Genomic DNA, 17,424 nt, shown 5'->3' with positions numbered 1-17,424 from the left:
AAACGCAGTTGCGGCAACCAAATCCAAGTTTCAGGAGAAAGTTAACATGGGCAGAATTATCGGTATCGACCTGGGGACCACCAACTCGTGTGTTTCCATCCTCGAAAACGGCAACGTTAAAGTTATTGAAAACGCCGAAGGCGCGCGCACCACGCCGTCCATCGTCGCTTACGCAAATGATGGCGAAATTCTGGTTGGCCAGTCTGCCAAGCGTCAGGCAGTGACCAATCCGCACAACACGTTGTATGCAGTAAAGCGTTTGATCGGTCGCCGTTTCGACGAAGAAGTCGTGCAAAAAGATATTCAGATGGTCCCTTACAAGATCGTCAAAGCTGACAACGGCGATGCATGGGTCGAAGTCAACGGTCAGAAAATGTCGCCTCCTCAGATTTCCGCCGAAATTCTGAAGAAGATGAAAAAAACCGCTGAAGACTACCTTGGCGAAGCAGTAACAGAAGCGGTGATCACCGTTCCTGCCTACTTCAATGATAGCCAGCGTCAAGCGACTAAAGATGCCGGCCGTATCGCGGGTCTGGACGTCAAACGCATCATCAACGAACCAACCGCAGCTGCTCTGGCTTACGGTATGGACAAAGCGAAAGGCGATCACACCGTCATCGTTTATGACTTGGGCGGCGGTACTTTCGACGTTTCGGTTATCGAAATCGCCGAAGTCGATGGCGAGCACCAGTTTGAAGTGTTGGCTACCAACGGCGACACATTCCTCGGTGGTGAAGACTTCGACATTCGTTTGATCGACTACCTGGTTGACGAATTCAAGAAAGAAAGCGGCATGAACCTCAAGGGTGACCCGCTGGCCATGCAGCGCCTGAAAGAAGCCGCTGAGAAAGCCAAGATCGAATTGTCTTCGAGCCTGCAGACCGACGTTAACCTGCCGTACATCACTGCAGACGCAACCGGTCCCAAGCACTTGAACGTGAAAATCTCCCGCGCCAAACTGGAAGCGCTGGTTGAAGACCTGGTCAAGCGCACTATCGAGCCTTGCCGCATTGCCCTTAAAGATTCGGGCATCGACGCTGGCAAGATCGATGATGTGATCCTGGTCGGCGGCCAAACCCGCATGCCGTTGGTGCAAAAGCTGGTTACTGAGTTCTTCAGTAAAGAAGCTCGCAAAGACGTTAACCCGGACGAAGCGGTTGCAATGGGTGCTGCTATCCAGGGCGCGGTATTGTCTGGCGACGTTAAAGACGTATTGCTGTTGGACGTTAGCCCACTGACCCTGGGTATCGAAACCATGGGCGGCGTGCTGACTGCGCTGATCGAGAAAAACACCACGATTCCTACCAAGAAATCCCAAGTGTTCTCGACTGCCGATGACAACCAGGGCGCTGTGACCATTCACGTTCTGCAAGGCGAGCGTAAGCAAGCGGCGCAGAACAAGTCCTTGGGCAAGTTCGACCTGGCTGATATCCCGCCAGCTCCACGCGGCGTGCCTCAGATCGAAGTGACCTTCGACATCGACGCCAACGGCATTCTGCACGTCGGCGCGAAAGACAAGGCAACGGGCAAGACTCAGTCGATCATCATCAAGGCCAACTCCGGTCTGTCTGAAGAAGAAATTCAACAGATGGTGCGTGACGCAGAAGCTCATGCTGAAGAAGACAACAAGTTTGTCGAACTGGCTGCTGCCCGCAACCAGGGTGACGCGCTTGTGCACTCGACTCGCAAAATGATCGTCGACGCTGGCGAAAAAGTAACCGCGGAAGAAAAAACCGCCATCGAAGCTGCGCTGACTGCTCTGGAAGCCGCCGTTAAAGGCGACGACAAGGCCGCTATCGAAGCCAAGGTTGAAGAGCTGTCCAAGTTGACTGCTCCGGTTGCCCAGAAAATGTACGCCGAAGAAGCCGCTAAGCCGCAAGGCGCGGGTGACGCTCACGCTGAAGAGCCTGCAAAAGCCGACGACGTTGTCGATGCAGAGTTCGAAGAAGTGAAAGACCACAAGTAAGCGCAGGCTTACTTGAAAGCCAGTTGACCGCAGTCAGGCGGTCACTGGTAGGATGTCGCCGCGCGGGAGCTTGCTCCCGCGTTGGCGTGTCTGGAATACACGATTTTTTCAGGCTGGCGGGTTTGCCCCGAAAGCTATGCGGCAAAGTATCAAGAGTGCGGAAGAATTATGGCAAAGCGTGACTATTACGAGATATTGGGTGTGGAGCGCGGCTCCAGTGAAGCGGACCTGAAAAAGGCTTATCGCCGTCTCGCGATGAAACACCACCCAGACCGCAACCCCGACGACAAAGCGTCCGAAGACATGTTCAAAGAGGCCAACGAGGCCTATGAAGTGCTTTCCGACACCAGCAAGCGCGCGGCTTACGATCAGTATGGTCACGCCGGTGTCGACTCAAGCATGGGCGGCGGTGGTGCTGGTTTCGGCGCTGGCGGTGGTAACTTTTCCGATATTTTCGGTGATGTGTTCAGCGACTTTTTTGGTGGCGGTCGTGGCGGCGCGCGTGGCGGTGCCCAGCGTGGCAGCGACTTGCGCTACACCCTTGAGCTGAACCTTGAAGAAGCGGTGCGCGGCACCACGGTCAGCATTCGTGTGCCGACCTTGGTCAATTGCAAACCGTGCGATGGTTCGGGCGCGAAAAAAGGCTCGGCACCGATTACCTGTCCGACATGCGGCGGTATTGGCCAAGTGCGCATGCAACAGGGTTTCTTCTCTGTGCAGCAAACCTGCCCGCGTTGCCATGGCCACGGCAAGATCATCTCCGACCCGTGCGATTCGTGCAAAGGCGAAGGGCGCGTCGAAGAATACAAAACCCTGTCGGTGAAAGTGCCGCCTGGCGTTGATACCGGTGATCGTATTCGTCTTTCTGGCGAAGGCGAAGCGGGCACCCAGGGTGGCCCGACCGGCGACCTGTATGTGGTGATCAATGTTCGTGAACACGCGATTTTCCAGCGCGACGGCAAACATCTGTTCTGCGAAGTGCCCATCAGTTTCGCCGATGCAGCATTGGGCGGCGAACTGGAAGTGCCGACGCTGGACGGTCGGGTCAAGCTTAAAATCCCGGAAGGCACGCAGACTGGCAAACAGTTCCGTTTGAAAGGTAAAGGCGTTGCTCCGGTACGCGGCGGCGGTGCAGGCGACTTGATGTGCCGTGTTGCCGTGGAAACCCCGGTCAACCTGGGGCGCCGTCAACGCGAATTGCTTGAAGAGTTCCGCGCTACGCTCGAAGGCGACAGTTCCCATTCACCTAAAGCCAGCGGTTGGTTTGAAGGTGTTAAGCGTTTCTTCGGCGACTTGTAAGGCTATTAGCGGGAGCTAGGCATGCGACGTATTGCAGTTATGGGCGCCGCTGGGCGCATGGGCAAAACCCTGATCGAGGCAGTCCAGCAAGCACCTGGTGCAGGGTTGACGGCTGCGGTGGATCGCCCGGACAGTTCGTTGGTCGGCGCAGACGCTGGCGAACTGGCTGCGCTGGGTCGAATCGGCGTTCCGTTGTCGGGTGACTTGGCCAGGGTGGCCGATGAGTTCGACGTACTGATCGACTTCACCCACCCGTCAGTGACCCTGAAGAATCTGGCGTTCTGTCGCAAGGCTGGCAAAGCCATGGTCATCGGCACCACCGGGTTCTCCGTTGAAGAGAAACAGCGGCTGGCCGAGGCGGGGAAAGAAATCCCCATCGTGTTTGCTGCCAACTTCAGTGTCGGCGTGAATTTGTGCCTGAAACTGTTGGACACAGCGGCGCGGGTGCTGGGGGACGAAGTCGATATCGAAATTACCGAGGCTCATCACCGGCATAAAGTCGATGCACCTTCGGGCACCGCTTTGCGTATGGGCGAAGTGATCGCTGAAGCGCTGGGCCGGGATCTGGAAAAGGTTGCGGTTTACGGTCGCGAGGGTCAAACCGGCGCACGTGATCGTCAAAGCATCGGCTTTGCGACCATTCGTGCCGGCGACATTGTGGGTGATCACACGGTATTGTTCGCGGCAGACGGTGAGCGGGTTGAAATAACCCACAAGGCGTCGAGTCGCATGACCTTTGCCAAGGGTGCCGTCCGGGCTGCACTGTGGCTTCAAGGTCAGCCTCCAGGTCTTTACGACATGCAAGACGTGCTCGACCTGCGTTGATCGATCCCTGCGATGCTTGCTCCCTGTAGGAGTCAACTTGTTGGCGAAAAGCTTGACATGGTCAGGCCTGATACACCGCCTCGCCAACAACTTGGCTCCTATAGATTTAATTTCGCCCATGTTTTTCATGGGTTTTGTCTCCGCTTTACCCCGCCTGGCGATGTTCCGTCGCATTCCAGTGTCTTTCAGACTCATTGGCGGTAGACCCAAACACCTCTTTTCTGTAACCTACAGCTTTAGTGTGTCCACTAAAAGCGCGCAGATAATTCGACTTATTCGACAAGCAAGCGGGGTGACGTGTCTACGTCATTCCGCTTTTTTGCAACCTGCGAATGCCCTTTCAGGCTTTATTTACCGGGAGGTCTTCTTGACTAAGCCAGCCATACTCGCCCTTGCTGATGGCAGCATTTTTCGCGGCGAAGCCATTGGAGCCGACGGTCAAACCGTTGGTGAGGTGGTGTTTAACACCGCAATGACCGGTTATCAGGAAATCCTTACCGATCCTTCCTATGCCCAACAAATCGTTACCCTGACCTATCCGCACATCGGCAACACCGGTACTACACCGGAAGATGCCGAATCTGACCGCGTCTGGTCGGCCGGGCTGGTTATCCGTGATTTGCCGCTGGTAGCGAGCAACTGGCGGAACAAGATGGCCCTTGCGGACTATCTGAAAACTAACAACGTGGTAGCGATCGCTGGTATCGACACCCGTCGCCTGACCCGCATTCTGCGTGAGAAAGGCGCACAAAACGGCTGCATCATGGCCGGTGACACTATTTCTGAAGAAGCGGCAATTGAAGCGGCTCGCGGCTTCCCAGGCCTGAAAGGCATGGACCTGGCGAAAGTCGTCAGCGTCAAAGACAGCTACGAATGGCGTTCGGGCGGATGGAATCTGGAGACCGACAGCCATCCGGAGATCGCAGCTGCCGATCTGCCGTACCACGTAGTAGCATTCGACTACGGCATCAAGCTGAACATCCTGCGCATGTTGGTTGACCGTGGCTGTCGTGTGACCGTGGTCCCGGCGCAAACGTCCGCCGCCGACGTGTTGGCACTCAGCCCGGATGGCATCTTCCTGTCCAACGGCCCTGGCGATCCTGAGCCGTGCGATTACGCGATCAAGGCAATCCAGGCGTTGCTGGAAACCGAGACGCCGCTCTTCGGCATCTGCCTCGGTCACCAGTTGCTGGCACTCGCTTCCGGCGCCAAGACCCTGAAAATGGATCACGGCCACCACGGCGCGAACCACCCGGTTCAGGACCTGGACACCGGTGTGGTCATGATCACCAGCCAGAACCACGGTTTCACCGTCGACGAAAGCACCTTGCCGAGCAACCTTCGGGCGACCCACAAGTCGCTGTTCGACGGCACCTTGCAAGGCATCGAGCGTACCGACAAGTCCGCGTTCAGCTTCCAGGGACACCCCGAAGCGAGCCCGGGTCCTACCGACGTTTCGCCACTGTTTGATCGCTTCATCGACGCTATGGCCAAGCGGCGCTAACCGGCTGCCTTGAGATTTAGCACGCAGAGGGTTGGGCTGAGCCCAGACGACAGTGTCTGGCTGATCCGCCCAACGCCCTGAGACAAATGTTCAAGACGGCTTGCCGACTGACCCAAGGATTTGAGTGACAACCCCATGCCAAAACGTACAGATATAAAAACCATCCTGATTCTCGGCGCCGGTCCCATCGTGATCGGCCAGGCCTGTGAGTTCGACTACTCCGGCGCCCAGGCTTGCAAAGCCCTGCGCGAAGAGGGTTACCGCGTCGTTCTGGTGAACTCCAACCCGGCGACCATCATGACTGACCCGTCGATGGCGGACGCAACCTACATCGAGCCGATCAAGTGGCAGACAGTTGCCAAGATCATCGAAAAAGAGCGCCCGGACGCCCTGCTGCCAACCATGGGTGGCCAAACTGCCCTGAACTGCGCCCTGGACCTGGAGCGCGAAGGCGTTCTGGAGAAGTTCGGCGTAGAGATGATCGGCGCCAATGCCGACACCATCGACAAGGCTGAAGACCGCTCGCGCTTCGACAAGGCGATGAAATCCATCGGCCTCGACTGTCCGCGTTCGGGTATCGCCCACACCTTGGAAGAAGCGTACGTGGTGCTGGAGAAGCTCGGCTTCCCGTGCATCATCCGTCCGTCCTTTACCATGGGCGGCACCGGTGGCGGTATTGCTTACAACCGCGAAGAGTTCGAAGAAATCTGTACTCGCGGCCTTGACCTGTCGCCGACCAAAGAGCTGTTGATCGATGAGTCGCTGATCGGTTGGAAAGAGTACGAGATGGAAGTGGTCCGCGACAAAAAGGACAACTGCATCATCGTCTGCTCCATCGAAAACTTTGACCCGATGGGCGTGCACACTGGCGACTCGATCACGGTTGCGCCAGCGCAAACGCTGACCGACAAGGAATACCAGATCATGCGTAACGCCTCGTTGGCGGTACTGCGTGAGATCGGCGTCGAAACCGGCGGCTCCAACGTCCAGTTCGGCATCTGCCCGGACACCGGCCGGATGGTTGTGATCGAGATGAACCCACGGGTTTCTCGTTCGTCTGCGCTGGCATCCAAAGCCACCGGCTTCCCGATCGCTCGGGTAGCAGCCAAACTGGCCATCGGTTACACCCTCGACGAATTGCAGAACGAAATCACCGGCGGCAAGACCCCGGCTTCCTTCGAGCCGTCTATCGATTACGTGGTCACCAAACTGCCGCGCTTCGCCTTTGAAAAATTTCCCAAGGCCGATGCACGCCTGACCACTCAGATGAAGTCAGTTGGCGAAGTCATGGCCATCGGCCGGACCTTCCAGGACTCCCTGCAGAAAGCCCTGCGCGGTCTGGAAGTGGGCGTTTGCGGTCTCGACCCCAAGCTAGACCTGACCAACCCGGAAAGCATGGCCGTGCTCAAGCGCGAACTGACGGTGCCGGGTGCTGAGCGCATCTGGTACGTGGCAGACGCCTTCCGTGCCGGCATGACGGTAGATCAGATCTACAGCATGAACATGATCGATCACTGGTTCCTGGTTCAGATCGAAGACCTGATCAAGGAAGAAGAAAAGATCAAGACCCTGGGTCTGGCGACCATTGATCGCGACCTGATGTTCCGCCTCAAACGCAAAGGTTTCTCCGACGGTCGTCTGGCCAAGCTGCTGGGCGTTACCGAAAAAAACCTGCGCCGTCATCGTCACAAGCTTGAGATCTTCCCGGTCTACAAGCGCGTTGATACTTGCGCGGCGGAATTTGCGACGGACACGGCGTACCTGTACTCGACCTACGAGGAAGAGTGCGAAGCCAATCCTTCGACTCGCGACAAGATCATGATTCTGGGCGGCGGTCCTAACCGTATCGGCCAAGGTATCGAATTCGACTACTGCTGCGTACACGCGGCACTGGCGCTGCGCGAAGACGGGTACGAGACCATCATGGTCAACTGCAACCCGGAAACCGTGTCCACCGACTTCGACACCTCGGATCGTCTGTACTTCGAACCGGTAACCCTGGAAGACGTGCTGGAAATCGTTCGCGTCGAGAAGCCTAAAGGCGTCATCGTCCAATACGGCGGCCAGACCCCGTTGAAACTGGCCCGTGCCTTGGAAGAAGCGGGCGTGCCGATCATCGGCACCAGCCCTGACGCTATCGACCGTGCAGAGGACCGCGAGCGTTTCCAACAAATGGTCGAGCGCCTCAACCTGCGTCAGCCGCCAAACGCGACTGTGCGCAGCGAAGACGAAGCCATTCGTGCCGCTGGCAAGATTGGATATCCGTTGGTGGTGCGCCCGTCCTACGTGTTGGGCGGCCGGGCGATGGAAATCGTCTACGAAGAAGACGAATTGAAGCGTTACCTGCGCGATGCGGTGAGTGTGTCCAACGACAGCCCGGTGCTGCTTGACCACTTCCTCAATTGTGCAATCGAAATGGACGTTGATGCGGTCTGCGACGGTACTGACGTCGTGATCGGCGCGATCATGCAGCATATCGAACAGGCAGGTGTTCACTCCGGTGACTCCGCGTGCTCACTGCCACCGTATTCGCTGCCTGCGCACATCCAGGACGAGATGCGTGAGCAGGTCAAGAAAATGGCCCTTGAACTGGGCGTAGTCGGCTTGATGAACGTTCAGTTGGCGCTGCAAGGCGAAGACATCTACGTCATCGAAGTTAACCCCCGTGCCTCGCGTACCGTGCCGTTTGTGTCCAAGTGCATCGGTGTCTCCCTGGCAATGATCGCTGCACGGGTCATGGCCGGTAAAACACTGAAGGAAATTGGTTTCACAAAAGAAATCATTCCGAACTTCTACAGCGTGAAAGAGGCGGTCTTCCCGTTCGCCAAATTCCCTGGCGTTGACCCGATCCTCGGCCCAGAGATGAAATCCACCGGCGAAGTGATGGGCGTGGGTGACACCTTCGGTGAAGCGTTCGCCAAAGCCCAAATGGGTGCGAGCGAAGTATTGCCGGTGGGCGGCACTGCGTTCATTAGCGTCCGTGACGACGACAAGCCGTTGGTAGCCGGCGTTGCCCGCGACCTGATCAATCTTGGCTTCAAGATCGTCGCCACCGCAGGCACGGCTAAAGTCATCGAAGCGGCAGGCTTGGAAGTTCGCCGTGTGAACAAGGTGACAGAAGGTCGCCCGCACGTTGTCGACATGATTAAAAATGATGAAGTCACGCTGATCATCAACACCACTGAAGGTCGTCAGTCGATCGCTGATTCTTACTCCATTCGCCGAAACGCCCTGCAGCATAAGATTTACTGCACGACGACCATCGCTGCCGGCGAGGCTATCTGCGAAGCGCTTAAGTTCGGTCCAGAGAAGACCGTGCGTCGCTTGCAGGATCTACATGCAGGATTGAACGTATGACTAAATATCCAATGACAGTCGAGGGCGCACGCGCCCTTGAAGAAGAACTGCACCATCTGACCAAAGTGATTCGTCCCAAGCTCAGCCAGGACATCGGCACCGCACGGGAGTTGGGCGACCTCAAGGAAAACGCGGAGTACCATGCCGCTCGTGAGCAGCAAGGCATGGTCGAAGCTCGTGTTCGTGACATCGAAGGGCGCCTGCAGAACGCAGTCGTCATCGATGTGAAAACCATTGCTCACACCGGCAAAGTGATTTTCGGTACGACCGTCGAGATTGCAAACGTAGAAACTGACGAGCGTGTGCGCTATCAGATCGTCGGTGAAGACGAAGCTGATATCAAACAAGGCAAGCTGTCGGTTGGTTCACCTATCGCTCGCGCCTTGATTGCCAAGGAGGAGGGTGACGTGGTCATCGTCAAGACGCCGGGTGGCGTGATCGAGTACGAGATTGTTGAAGTCAGTCACCTTTAATAAGGGTCGCCCGTTTCGTGTGGGTGCGATCATCTGGCAAGTCGCTCAAACACTGTGGGTGGGCGGCCTTGTCTTGTTGCATCTGGCGATGTTGACGGTGCTCGACCAAACGGGTCTTGCTCCGTTGCTGATCGATGAGGTTGCGAGTCTGTCGGGGGCGTTGCTGGTTGGATTTGCAGCGTTCTGTGCAAGCTTGCAGATGATGGTATTGGTGCAGGCCGAGCGTTTATCGAGCCTTTGGCTGGATGTTCGCGGTCAGTTGCTGGTAATCGCGGCATTGGCTGCAGCAAGCCACTATGCGCTGTATCGATGGTTGCCGGACGCGCTGCGTTGGCAGTTGTTGAGTTATCTGGTGTTGGCGTTGTCCGGCCTGTTGCTGGTCATTCAGCCGGTGCCTGGTGAAAGTGCAGGGGCGCGCGAAGCACGCCCTTGACCTTTTCTATGCGTATACGGGCTACACAGCCCGATGCACGTTGGACAGTAGCTTGTTTACCTTGGCATTCTTGCGATAAATCAACGCCATTTTACCGATGACCTGCACTAGATCCGCTTTGCCGACTTTGCATAATTCTGCAATGAGCGCCAGGCGGCTTTCGCGGTCGAGGATGTTGAGCTTGATTTTAATCAGCTCGTGATCGCTCAATGCGCGTTCAAGTTCGGCTGCAACACCTTCAGTCAAACCATTGTCAGCCACGGTCAATACCGGTTTCAGATGGTGGCCAATGGATTTGTACTGTTTCTTCTGCTCTTGAGTGAGCGGCATAATCTGACCCCTGCGTCTGATCTTGTAAAAAGCGGCGGCCAGTTTACCCGAGCGAGTCCGGGACCGCCCAGTTAATCACGACTCGTTTATTTTTGAGGTGCCCCGTGGCCCGTTCCAAAACAAGCCATAACTGGTTGAAAGAACATTTCGATGACCATTACGTCAAAATGGCGCAAAAAGATGGGTATCGCTCGCGTGCCAGCTACAAGCTGTTGGAGATACAGGAAAAGGACCGGCTGATCCGTCCCGGTATGACCGTAATCGACCTGGGCGCCGCGCCTGGCGGCTGGTCGCAGGTCACCAGTCGTCTGATTGGCGGCCAGGGGCGTTTGATCGCTTCAGACATCCTTGAGATGGACAGCATCCCGGATGTGACCTTTATTCAAGGGGATTTCACCGAGGACGCCGTGCTCGCACAAATCCTCGAAGCGGTGGGTAATACACAAGTAGACCTTGTGATTTCCGATATGGCCCCCAATATGAGTGGACTGGCTGCTGTTGACATGCCGCGCGCTATGTTTCTTTGCGAGCTGTCGCTTGATCTGGCCGGTCGGGTATTGCGCCCAGGTGGTGATTTCCTGGTCAAGGTTTTCCAGGGCGATGGTTTCGACGAGTTCCACAAGTCGGTTCGCAAGGTGTTCGAAAAGGTCCAGATGCGTAAGCCTGCGGCTTCTCGTGACCGGTCCCGCGAGCAGTATTTGCTGGGCCGCGGATTTCGCGGCATTAAAGGGGCTGAAAGCGATGAGCGGCTTTGATGTAGAGGCGATAGCTTTTATTAAATAGCCTTGTCAACGAAGCATAAACGAACATGCTGTAGTCAAAGTTTCACAAAGGGTTACAGACGGCGCCTGCAACACCCGCAGGTAATGTAGTAAGTTAGGCCGGTGAAATCATACGAGGCGCGCTCCAGCGTGGGGCTTGCTTCAGAGGGTAGCTAATTGAACGATATGGCAAAGAATCTGATCCTGTGGTTGATCATCGCCGCTGTCCTGGTGACAGTGATGAACAACTTCTCAAGTCCAAACGAGCCGCAAACCCTCAATTATTCCGAGTTTATCCAGCAAGTTAAGGATGGCAAGGTCGAGAAGGTTGCCGTTGACGGCTATGTCATCACCGGTAAACGCGCTGATGGCGACACCTTCAAGACCATTCGTCCGGCGATTCAGGACAACGGCCTTATTGGTGACCTGGTTGATAACAACGTGGTTATCGAAGGCAAGCAGCCAGAACAGCAGAGCATCTGGACTCAGCTATTGGTCGCAAGCTTCCCTATCCTGGTGATCATCGCCGTCTTCATGTTTTTCATGCGACAGATGCAGGGGGGTGCCGGCGGTAAAGGCGGGCCGATGAGCTTTGGCAAAAGCAAGGCGCGACTGCTCTCCGAAGATCAGGTCAAGACTACCCTGGGTGACGTTGCAGGTTGCGATGAAGCCAAAGAGGAAGTCGGCGAACTGGTCGAGTTCCTCCGCGACCCCGGCAAGTTCCAGCGTCTGGGCGGGCGAATTCCTCGTGGCGTGCTGATGGTCGGTCCTCCAGGTACCGGTAAAACCTTGCTGGCCAAGGCGATTGCCGGCGAAGCCAAGGTCCCGTTCTTCACCATATCCGGTTCTGACTTCGTTGAAATGTTCGTGGGTGTCGGTGCAAGCCGTGTCCGTGACATGTTCGAACAAGCCAAAAAGCACGCTCCATGCATCATCTTCATCGACGAAATCGACGCAGTCGGTCGCCATCGTGGAGCAGGCATGGGCGGTGGTCACGACGAACGTGAGCAGACTCTCAACCAGTTGCTGGTAGAGATGGACGGCTTTGAAATGAATGACGGCATCATCGTCATTGCTGCCACCAACCGACCAGACGTACTCGACCCGGCGCTGCTGCGGCCGGGTCGTTTCGACCGTCAGGTGGTGGTTGGCCTGCCAGACATCCGCGGTCGTGAGCAGATTCTCAAAGTACACATGCGCAAAGTGCCCATGGGCGAAGACGTCAATCCGGGTGTAATTGCCCGTGGCACGCCAGGCTTCTCCGGTGCTGATTTGGCCAACCTGGTCAACGAAGCGTCGCTGTTTGCTGCTCGTACCGGCAAGCGCATCGTTGAAATGAAAGAGTTCGAGCTGGCCAAAGACAAGATCATGATGGGTGCAGAGCGCAAATCCATGGTCATGTCCGAGAAAGAAAAGCGCAACACGGCGTATCACGAAGCCGGTCACGCCATTGTCGGTCGCGTTGTGCCAGAGCATGACCCGGTCTACAAAGTGTCGATCATCCCTCGTGGTCGGGCATTGGGTGTCACGATGTTCCTGCCTGAGGAAGATCGCTACAGCCTGTCCAAGCGTGCGTTGATCAGCCAGATCTGCTCGTTGTACGGCGGTCGTATAGCTGAAGAGATGACCTTGGGTTTTGACGGTGTCACCACCGGCGCATCCAACGACATCATGCGTGCCAGCCAGATTGCCCGGAACATGGTCACCAAATGGGGTCTGTCCGAGAAACTGGGTCCGCTGATGTATGCCGAAGACGAGAACGATATGTACCTGGGTCGCGGCGGTGGTGGTCAAAGCTCCAGCGTTTCTGCCGAGACAGCGCGACTGATCGATTCGGAAGTACGCAGCATCATTGATCAATGCTACGGCTCGGCCAAGCAGATTTTGACCGACCACCGTGACAAGCTGGACGCCATGGCTGACGCATTGATGAAGTACGAAACCATTGATGCTGAGCAGATCGACGACATCATGGCTGGCCGCTCTCCTCGCGAACCTCGCGATTGGGGGCAAGGCGGTTCGGGTACTCCGGTAGCTCCACTGGACCCGCGTCCAGAAGCGCCTATCGGCGGCCCAGCTGCTGAAATCTAAGGCCTGACATGACTTCTGCGCTGTACCCAACCCGGTTGCCTTGCGGCAATCGGGTTCTTGATTTAGCCCATACGCACGTTATGGGCATCCTGAACGTCACCCCAGACTCTTTCTCCGACGGCGGTCGTTTCAGTCAGCGCGATGCTGCCCTGCGTCATGCGCAAGCAATGGTCATGGCAGGCGCGACGTTGATTGATGTCGGTGGCGAGTCCACTCGCCCAGGTGCGCGAGTGGTTTCGCCAATCGAAGAGCTGGAGCGCATTGCTCCCGTTGTCGAGCTGATCAACCGTGAGCTGGACGTCATCATTTCGGTTGATACGTCCACGCCAGCGGTCATCCGCGAGACGGCACGGCTTGGCGCAGGTTTGATCAACGATGTGCGTTCACTTCGTCGCGACGGCGCCCTGGACGCTGCTGCTGCGACAGGTTTGCCAGTGTGCCTGATGCACATGCGGGGCGAGCCTGGCGATATGCAGGATAACCCGCACTATCAGGATCTGATGGCTGAGGTGAGTGAGTTCTTGCTTGAGCGGATGCAGCAATGCGTGGCGGTGGGAATTCCCAGGGAGCGAATTATTCTTGATCCGGGATTCGGCTTTGCCAAGAACCTTGAGCATAACCTGAGCCTGTTCAAGCATATGGAAGAGCTGCATGCCCTTGGCAGGCCACTGTTGGTCGGAGTCTCGCGCAAGAGCATGATCGGGCAGACGCTTGGGCGACCGGTCGCAGAGCGGCTTTCTGGCGGCCTGGCACTGGCAGCGCTGGCAATGACTAAGGGAGCGCGCATCTTGCGCGTGCACGATGTTGCCGAAACCATCGACGTGGTGCGAATGATCGCTGCTGTCGAGTCGGCTAAATAAGAATGATGGAGCATCTATGACTAGAAAATATTTTGGCACCGACGGTATTCGTGGTCGGGTAGGCCAATTTCCGATCACTCCGGATTTCATGCTTAAGCTTGGCTGGGCGGCAGGGATTGCATTTCGCCGACTGGGTGCTTGCAGGGTTCTGGTGGGTAAAGACACGCGGATCTCTGGTTATATGTTCGAGTCTGCCCTGGAGGCTGGCCTCTCTGCCGCTGGCGCTGACGTCATGCTGTTGGGGCCCATGCCTACGCCGGCAATCGCCTACCTGACGCGGACGTTCCATGCTGAAGCAGGCATCGTAATCAGTGCTTCGCACAACCCGCATCATGATAACGGGATCAAGTTTTTTTCCGGCCTGGGCACCAAGCTCCCGGACGAAGTCGAGATGATGATCGAAGAGCTGCTCGACACGCCGATGACGGTGGTGGAATCGGACAAGCTCGGCAAGGTGTCGCGTATTAACGATGCCGCCGGTCGTTATATCGAATTTTGTAAAAGCAGCGTCCCTACCAGTACTGACTTTGCTGGCCTGAAGGTGGTGATTGATTGCGCGCATGGCGCGACCTACAAAGTCGCTCCCAACGTCTTTCGCGAGTTGGGCGCCCAGGTCACTGTGCTGTCCGCTGCGCCTAACGGCCTGAATATCAACGACGACTGCGGTTCGACCCATATGGGTAATCTGCAGGCGGCTGTGCTGGCCGAGCAAGCCGACCTGGGCATTGGCTTCGACGGTGACGGTGACCGAGTGTTGATGGTCGATCACACGGGAGCCCTGGTCGAGGGCGACGATCTGTTGTTTATCATTGCCCGTGATCTGCAAGAGCGCGGCAAGTTGCAAGGCGGCGTTGTCGGGACCTTGATGACCAACCTGGGGGTTGAACTGGCGTTTGCCGAGCTCAATATCCCTTTTGTGCGGGCCAGTGTGGGGGACCGTTACGTGACCGCCGAGCTGCTGGAGCGTAACTGGCAGCTGGGGGGTGAAAATTCCGGACACATCGTTTGCTTCCAGCACACCACCACGGGTGATGCGATCATCGCTGCGCTACAAGTCATCCTGGCGTTACGTCGCCGTGACGAGAGCCTGGCATTGGCGCGCCAATCATTGCTTAAATGCCCTCAAGTGCTGGTTAACGTGCGTTATGCCGGCGATATCGACCCGGTTGAACACCCGGCGGTGAAAGAGGCGTGCAAGCGTGTGACAGTCGCCATGGGCGGTCGTGGCCGTGTGCTATTACGTAAGTCCGGCACTGAACCGCTGGTTCGCGTCATGGTGGAAGGTGATGACGAGGTCATGGTTCGCGGTTACGCCGATGAGCTGGCAAAACTGGTTACTGAAGTTTGCGCCTGATTTCGGCTTGCCAGTGCTGTTGCGGTTGGGTAACATCTGCGCCCACTTTGACCGACGGGGTATAGCATGCGTCGCATAATGGTAGCTGGTAACTGGAAAATGCACGGTACCCGCGCCAGCGTCGCTGAGCTGACCAAAGGCCTCCGTAATCTGGTCTTGCCGAGCGGTGTTGATGTAGCGGTTTTTCCGCCATTTTTGTACATCAACCAAGTGATTGACGGCCTAAATGGCAAGTCGATCGCAGTGGGTGCACAGAATTCTGCGGCAGAGTCATCGCAAGGTGCGTTGACCGGTGAAATCGCGCCGAGTCAGCTGGCTGATGCGGGCTGTACCCTGGTTTTGATCGGGCACTCCGAGCGCCGCCAGATATTGGGCGAGCATGACGAATTGCTTAATCGCAAGTTTGCAGCGGCTCAGGCGTGTGGTTTGACGCCAGTGTTGTGCGTAGGGGAAACCCTGGAGCAGCGCGACGCGGGCAAGACGCTTGAGGTTGTTGGGCGTCAGCTGGGTAGCATCATCGAGGCGCTTGGCGTCGGTGCTTTTGTAAATGCAGTCATCGCTTACGAGCCAGTCTGGGCCATCGGCACCGGATTGACTGCATCGCCCCAACAGGCGCAAGAAGTGCACGCAGCCATTCGTGCGCAGTTGGCGGCAGAGAATGCTGAGGTCGCGCAAGGCGTGCGACTTCTTTATGGCGGCAGCGTGAAGGCGGCCAATGCGGCTGAACTGTTCGGCATGCCGGATATCGATGGGGGGCTCATTGGTGGAGCGTCCCTGAATGCAGATGAGTTCGGTGCGATATGTCGCGCCGCGGGAAACTGAAAAAATGCTGGAAACAGTCGTAGTCGTTTTTCATCTGTTGGGCGCCCTGGGTGTTGTCGCTCTGGTATTGCTTCAGCAAGGCAAAGGTGCGGACGCTGGTGCGTCTTTCGGTGCAGGGGCTTCAAATACTGTATTCGGAAGCCAAGGTTCCTCTACCTTTCTCAGTAAATTTACTGCTATACTCGCCGCTGGTTTTTTCATAACCAGCTTGGGGTTAGGTTATTTTGCTAAAGAGAAAGCTCACCAGCTGACTCAAGTAGGTTTGCCTAATCCAGCAGTTTTGGAAGCACCAAAGCAACAACCGGCAGCCAGTGATGTGCCGGTGCTCGAAGCGCAAAAGCCAGCAGCTAATCCTGCTGACGTCCCTCAAGCGCCACAGCAGAAGTAAGCGGGAACAGGCGGTTGATGTAGGGCCGCCAAAAAGTTGTATTGCCGAGGTGGTGGAATTGGTAGACACGCAACCTTGAGGTGGTTGTGCCCATAGGGTGTAGGGGTTCGAGTCCCCTTCTCGGTACCAATTATCAGGACAGCCCGCAGTAGCGGGCTTTCTTGTCGGTGGAGGTTTGATTGACCCTGCAAAGGATCGGTCGTATACTTCCGCCCCAGCTTTGTCGCGGGGTGGAGCAGTCTGGTAGCTCGTCGGGCTCATAACCCGAAGGTCGTTGGTTCAAATCCAGCCCCCGCAACCAGTTTTAGCGGAGCCCCTTTTTAGGGGCTTTTTGTTAGCTGGACAGTTTATAACGCCGATATTCAACGGCGTTTCAGGGATGGGCGCTTCGCCCATTTTTTATTTGCATAGCATGCACGAGGGGGTTCAGGTGTCGAGCAAGCTAGAACAGTTGCAGGCCTTGTTGGCCCCGGTGGTCGTGGCCCTTGGCTATGAATGCTGGGGTATTGAGTTTTCAGCTCAGGGTCGCCATTCGCTTTTGCGTATTTATATCGATAAAGAAGGCGGTGTTTTGGTGGATGACTGTGCCTTAGTCAGCCGTCAGATCAGCGGTGTTCTGGACGTTGAAGATCCGATCGCTGTTGAATATACCCTTGAAGTTTCTTCTCCTGGCATGGAACGCCCACTGTTCACACTTGAACAGTTTGCCTTGCACGCCGGCGACCAAGTGAAAATTAAGTTGCGTTCGCCCTTCGATGGTCGTCGCAACTTTCAGGGCCTTCTCCGCGGGGTGGAGGAGCAAGATATCGTGGTGCAGGTAGAAGACCATGAATACTTGTTGCCGATCGACTTGATCGACAAAGCCAACATTATTCCCAGTTTTGACTGAGACGCGGATCCCGCGGATCCAATGGCTTGCGAAAGGCGAGGCGTACGATGAGCAAAGAAGTACTGCTGGTTG

The 17,424-nt window shown here is 56.4% G+C and carries 15 protein-coding genes and 2 tRNA genes; 16 read left to right on the top strand and 1 reads right to left on the bottom strand.

Features of this window, described 5'->3' with window-relative positions; all coding sequences use genetic code 11:
• The first annotated feature begins 46 nt into the window (after positions 1-46).
• The 7 genes from dnaK (at position 47) to JWR17_RS19355 (ending at position 9,857) form a co-directional block, all read left to right on the top strand.
• Positions 47-1,966: a molecular chaperone DnaK gene (gene dnaK / locus JWR17_RS19385; protein WP_299833849.1), complete on the top strand. Its 1,920-nt coding sequence runs from the start codon at positions 47-49 to the stop codon at positions 1,964-1,966.
• A gap of 168 nt (positions 1,967-2,134) precedes the next feature.
• Positions 2,135-3,265, top strand: coding sequence for a molecular chaperone DnaJ (dnaJ, locus tag JWR17_RS19380; RefSeq protein ID WP_299833847.1), 1,131 nt, complete (start codon positions 2,135-2,137; stop codon positions 3,263-3,265).
• A gap of 21 nt (positions 3,266-3,286) precedes the next feature.
• Positions 3,287-4,090, top strand: a complete 804-nt coding sequence (dapB, locus tag JWR17_RS19375; protein WP_299833845.1) for a 4-hydroxy-tetrahydrodipicolinate reductase — start codon at positions 3,287-3,289, stop codon at positions 4,088-4,090.
• Between the two features lie 367 nt (positions 4,091-4,457).
• Positions 4,458-5,594, top strand: a complete 1,137-nt coding sequence (gene carA / locus JWR17_RS19370) for a glutamine-hydrolyzing carbamoyl-phosphate synthase small subunit (RefSeq protein ID WP_299833843.1) — start codon at positions 4,458-4,460, stop codon at positions 5,592-5,594.
• 135 nt (positions 5,595-5,729) lie between these two features.
• On the top strand, positions 5,730-8,951 hold the full coding sequence (gene carB / locus JWR17_RS19365) for a carbamoyl-phosphate synthase large subunit (protein ID WP_299833841.1): 3,222 nt from the start codon (positions 5,730-5,732) through the stop codon (positions 8,949-8,951).
• Positions 8,948-9,424 (top strand): transcription elongation factor GreA, encoded by a 477-nt coding sequence (gene greA, locus JWR17_RS19360; RefSeq protein ID WP_299833840.1) that lies wholly within the window; start codon positions 8,948-8,950, stop codon positions 9,422-9,424. Before carB ends, greA begins: the two co-directional genes overlap by 4 nt.
• A 28-nt stretch (positions 9,425-9,452) precedes the next feature.
• Positions 9,453-9,857, top strand: coding sequence for an MFS transporter (locus JWR17_RS19355; RefSeq protein WP_299833891.1), 405 nt, complete (start codon positions 9,453-9,455; stop codon positions 9,855-9,857).
• A 21-nt stretch (positions 9,858-9,878) separates the two neighbouring features.
• Here the strand turns inward: JWR17_RS19355 and JWR17_RS19350 are convergent, their stop codons facing one another.
• On the bottom strand, positions 9,879-10,187 hold the full coding sequence (locus tag JWR17_RS19350) for a YhbY family RNA-binding protein (protein WP_299833838.1): 309 nt from the start codon (positions 10,185-10,187) through the stop codon (positions 9,879-9,881).
• Positions 10,188-10,291: 104 nt separating this feature from the next.
• On the opposite strand from JWR17_RS19350, the gene rlmE reads away from it, so the two are divergent.
• From rlmE to rimP, 9 genes are all read left to right on the top strand, one after another.
• On the top strand, positions 10,292-10,942 hold the full coding sequence (gene rlmE / locus JWR17_RS19345; RefSeq protein ID WP_299833836.1) for a 23S rRNA (uridine(2552)-2'-O)-methyltransferase RlmE: 651 nt from the start codon (positions 10,292-10,294) through the stop codon (positions 10,940-10,942).
• Between the two features lie 192 nt (positions 10,943-11,134).
• Complete coding sequence (gene ftsH / locus JWR17_RS19340; RefSeq protein ID WP_299833889.1) at positions 11,135-13,039, top strand: ATP-dependent zinc metalloprotease FtsH; 1,905 nt, start codon at positions 11,135-11,137, stop codon at positions 13,037-13,039.
• 8 nt (positions 13,040-13,047) lie between these two features.
• On the top strand, positions 13,048-13,899 hold the full coding sequence (folP, locus tag JWR17_RS19335) for a dihydropteroate synthase (RefSeq protein ID WP_299833834.1): 852 nt from the start codon (positions 13,048-13,050) through the stop codon (positions 13,897-13,899).
• Positions 13,900-13,915: 16 nt separating this feature from the next.
• Positions 13,916-15,253, top strand: a complete 1,338-nt coding sequence (gene glmM / locus JWR17_RS19330) for a phosphoglucosamine mutase (protein ID WP_299833832.1) — start codon at positions 13,916-13,918, stop codon at positions 15,251-15,253.
• Between the two features lie 66 nt (positions 15,254-15,319).
• The gene (tpiA, locus tag JWR17_RS19325; protein WP_299833830.1) at positions 15,320-16,075 is read left to right on the top strand and encodes a triose-phosphate isomerase; all 756 of its coding nucleotides are present in this window, start codon (positions 15,320-15,322) and stop codon (positions 16,073-16,075) included.
• 4 nt (positions 16,076-16,079) lie between these two features.
• Positions 16,080-16,463, top strand: a complete 384-nt coding sequence (secG, locus tag JWR17_RS19320; RefSeq protein ID WP_299833829.1) for a preprotein translocase subunit SecG — start codon at positions 16,080-16,082, stop codon at positions 16,461-16,463.
• Between the two features lie 43 nt (positions 16,464-16,506).
• Positions 16,507-16,592: transfer RNA gene (locus tag JWR17_RS19315), tRNA-Leu, on the top strand.
• 95 nt (positions 16,593-16,687) lie between these two features.
• Positions 16,688-16,764, top strand: a tRNA-Met gene (locus JWR17_RS19310).
• 129 nt (positions 16,765-16,893) lie between these two features.
• Positions 16,894-17,352 (top strand): ribosome maturation factor RimP, encoded by a 459-nt coding sequence (rimP, locus tag JWR17_RS19305; protein WP_299833887.1) that lies wholly within the window; start codon positions 16,894-16,896, stop codon positions 17,350-17,352.
• Positions 17,353-17,424 lie beyond the last annotated feature (72 nt).

The organism is Pseudomonas sp. (genome assembly GCF_028293835.1).
Lineage (GTDB): Bacteria > Pseudomonadota > Gammaproteobacteria > Pseudomonadales > Pseudomonadaceae > Aquipseudomonas.
Note: the sequence above shows the minus strand (reverse complement) of the source record. Positions and strands in the feature narration are given on the sequence as shown.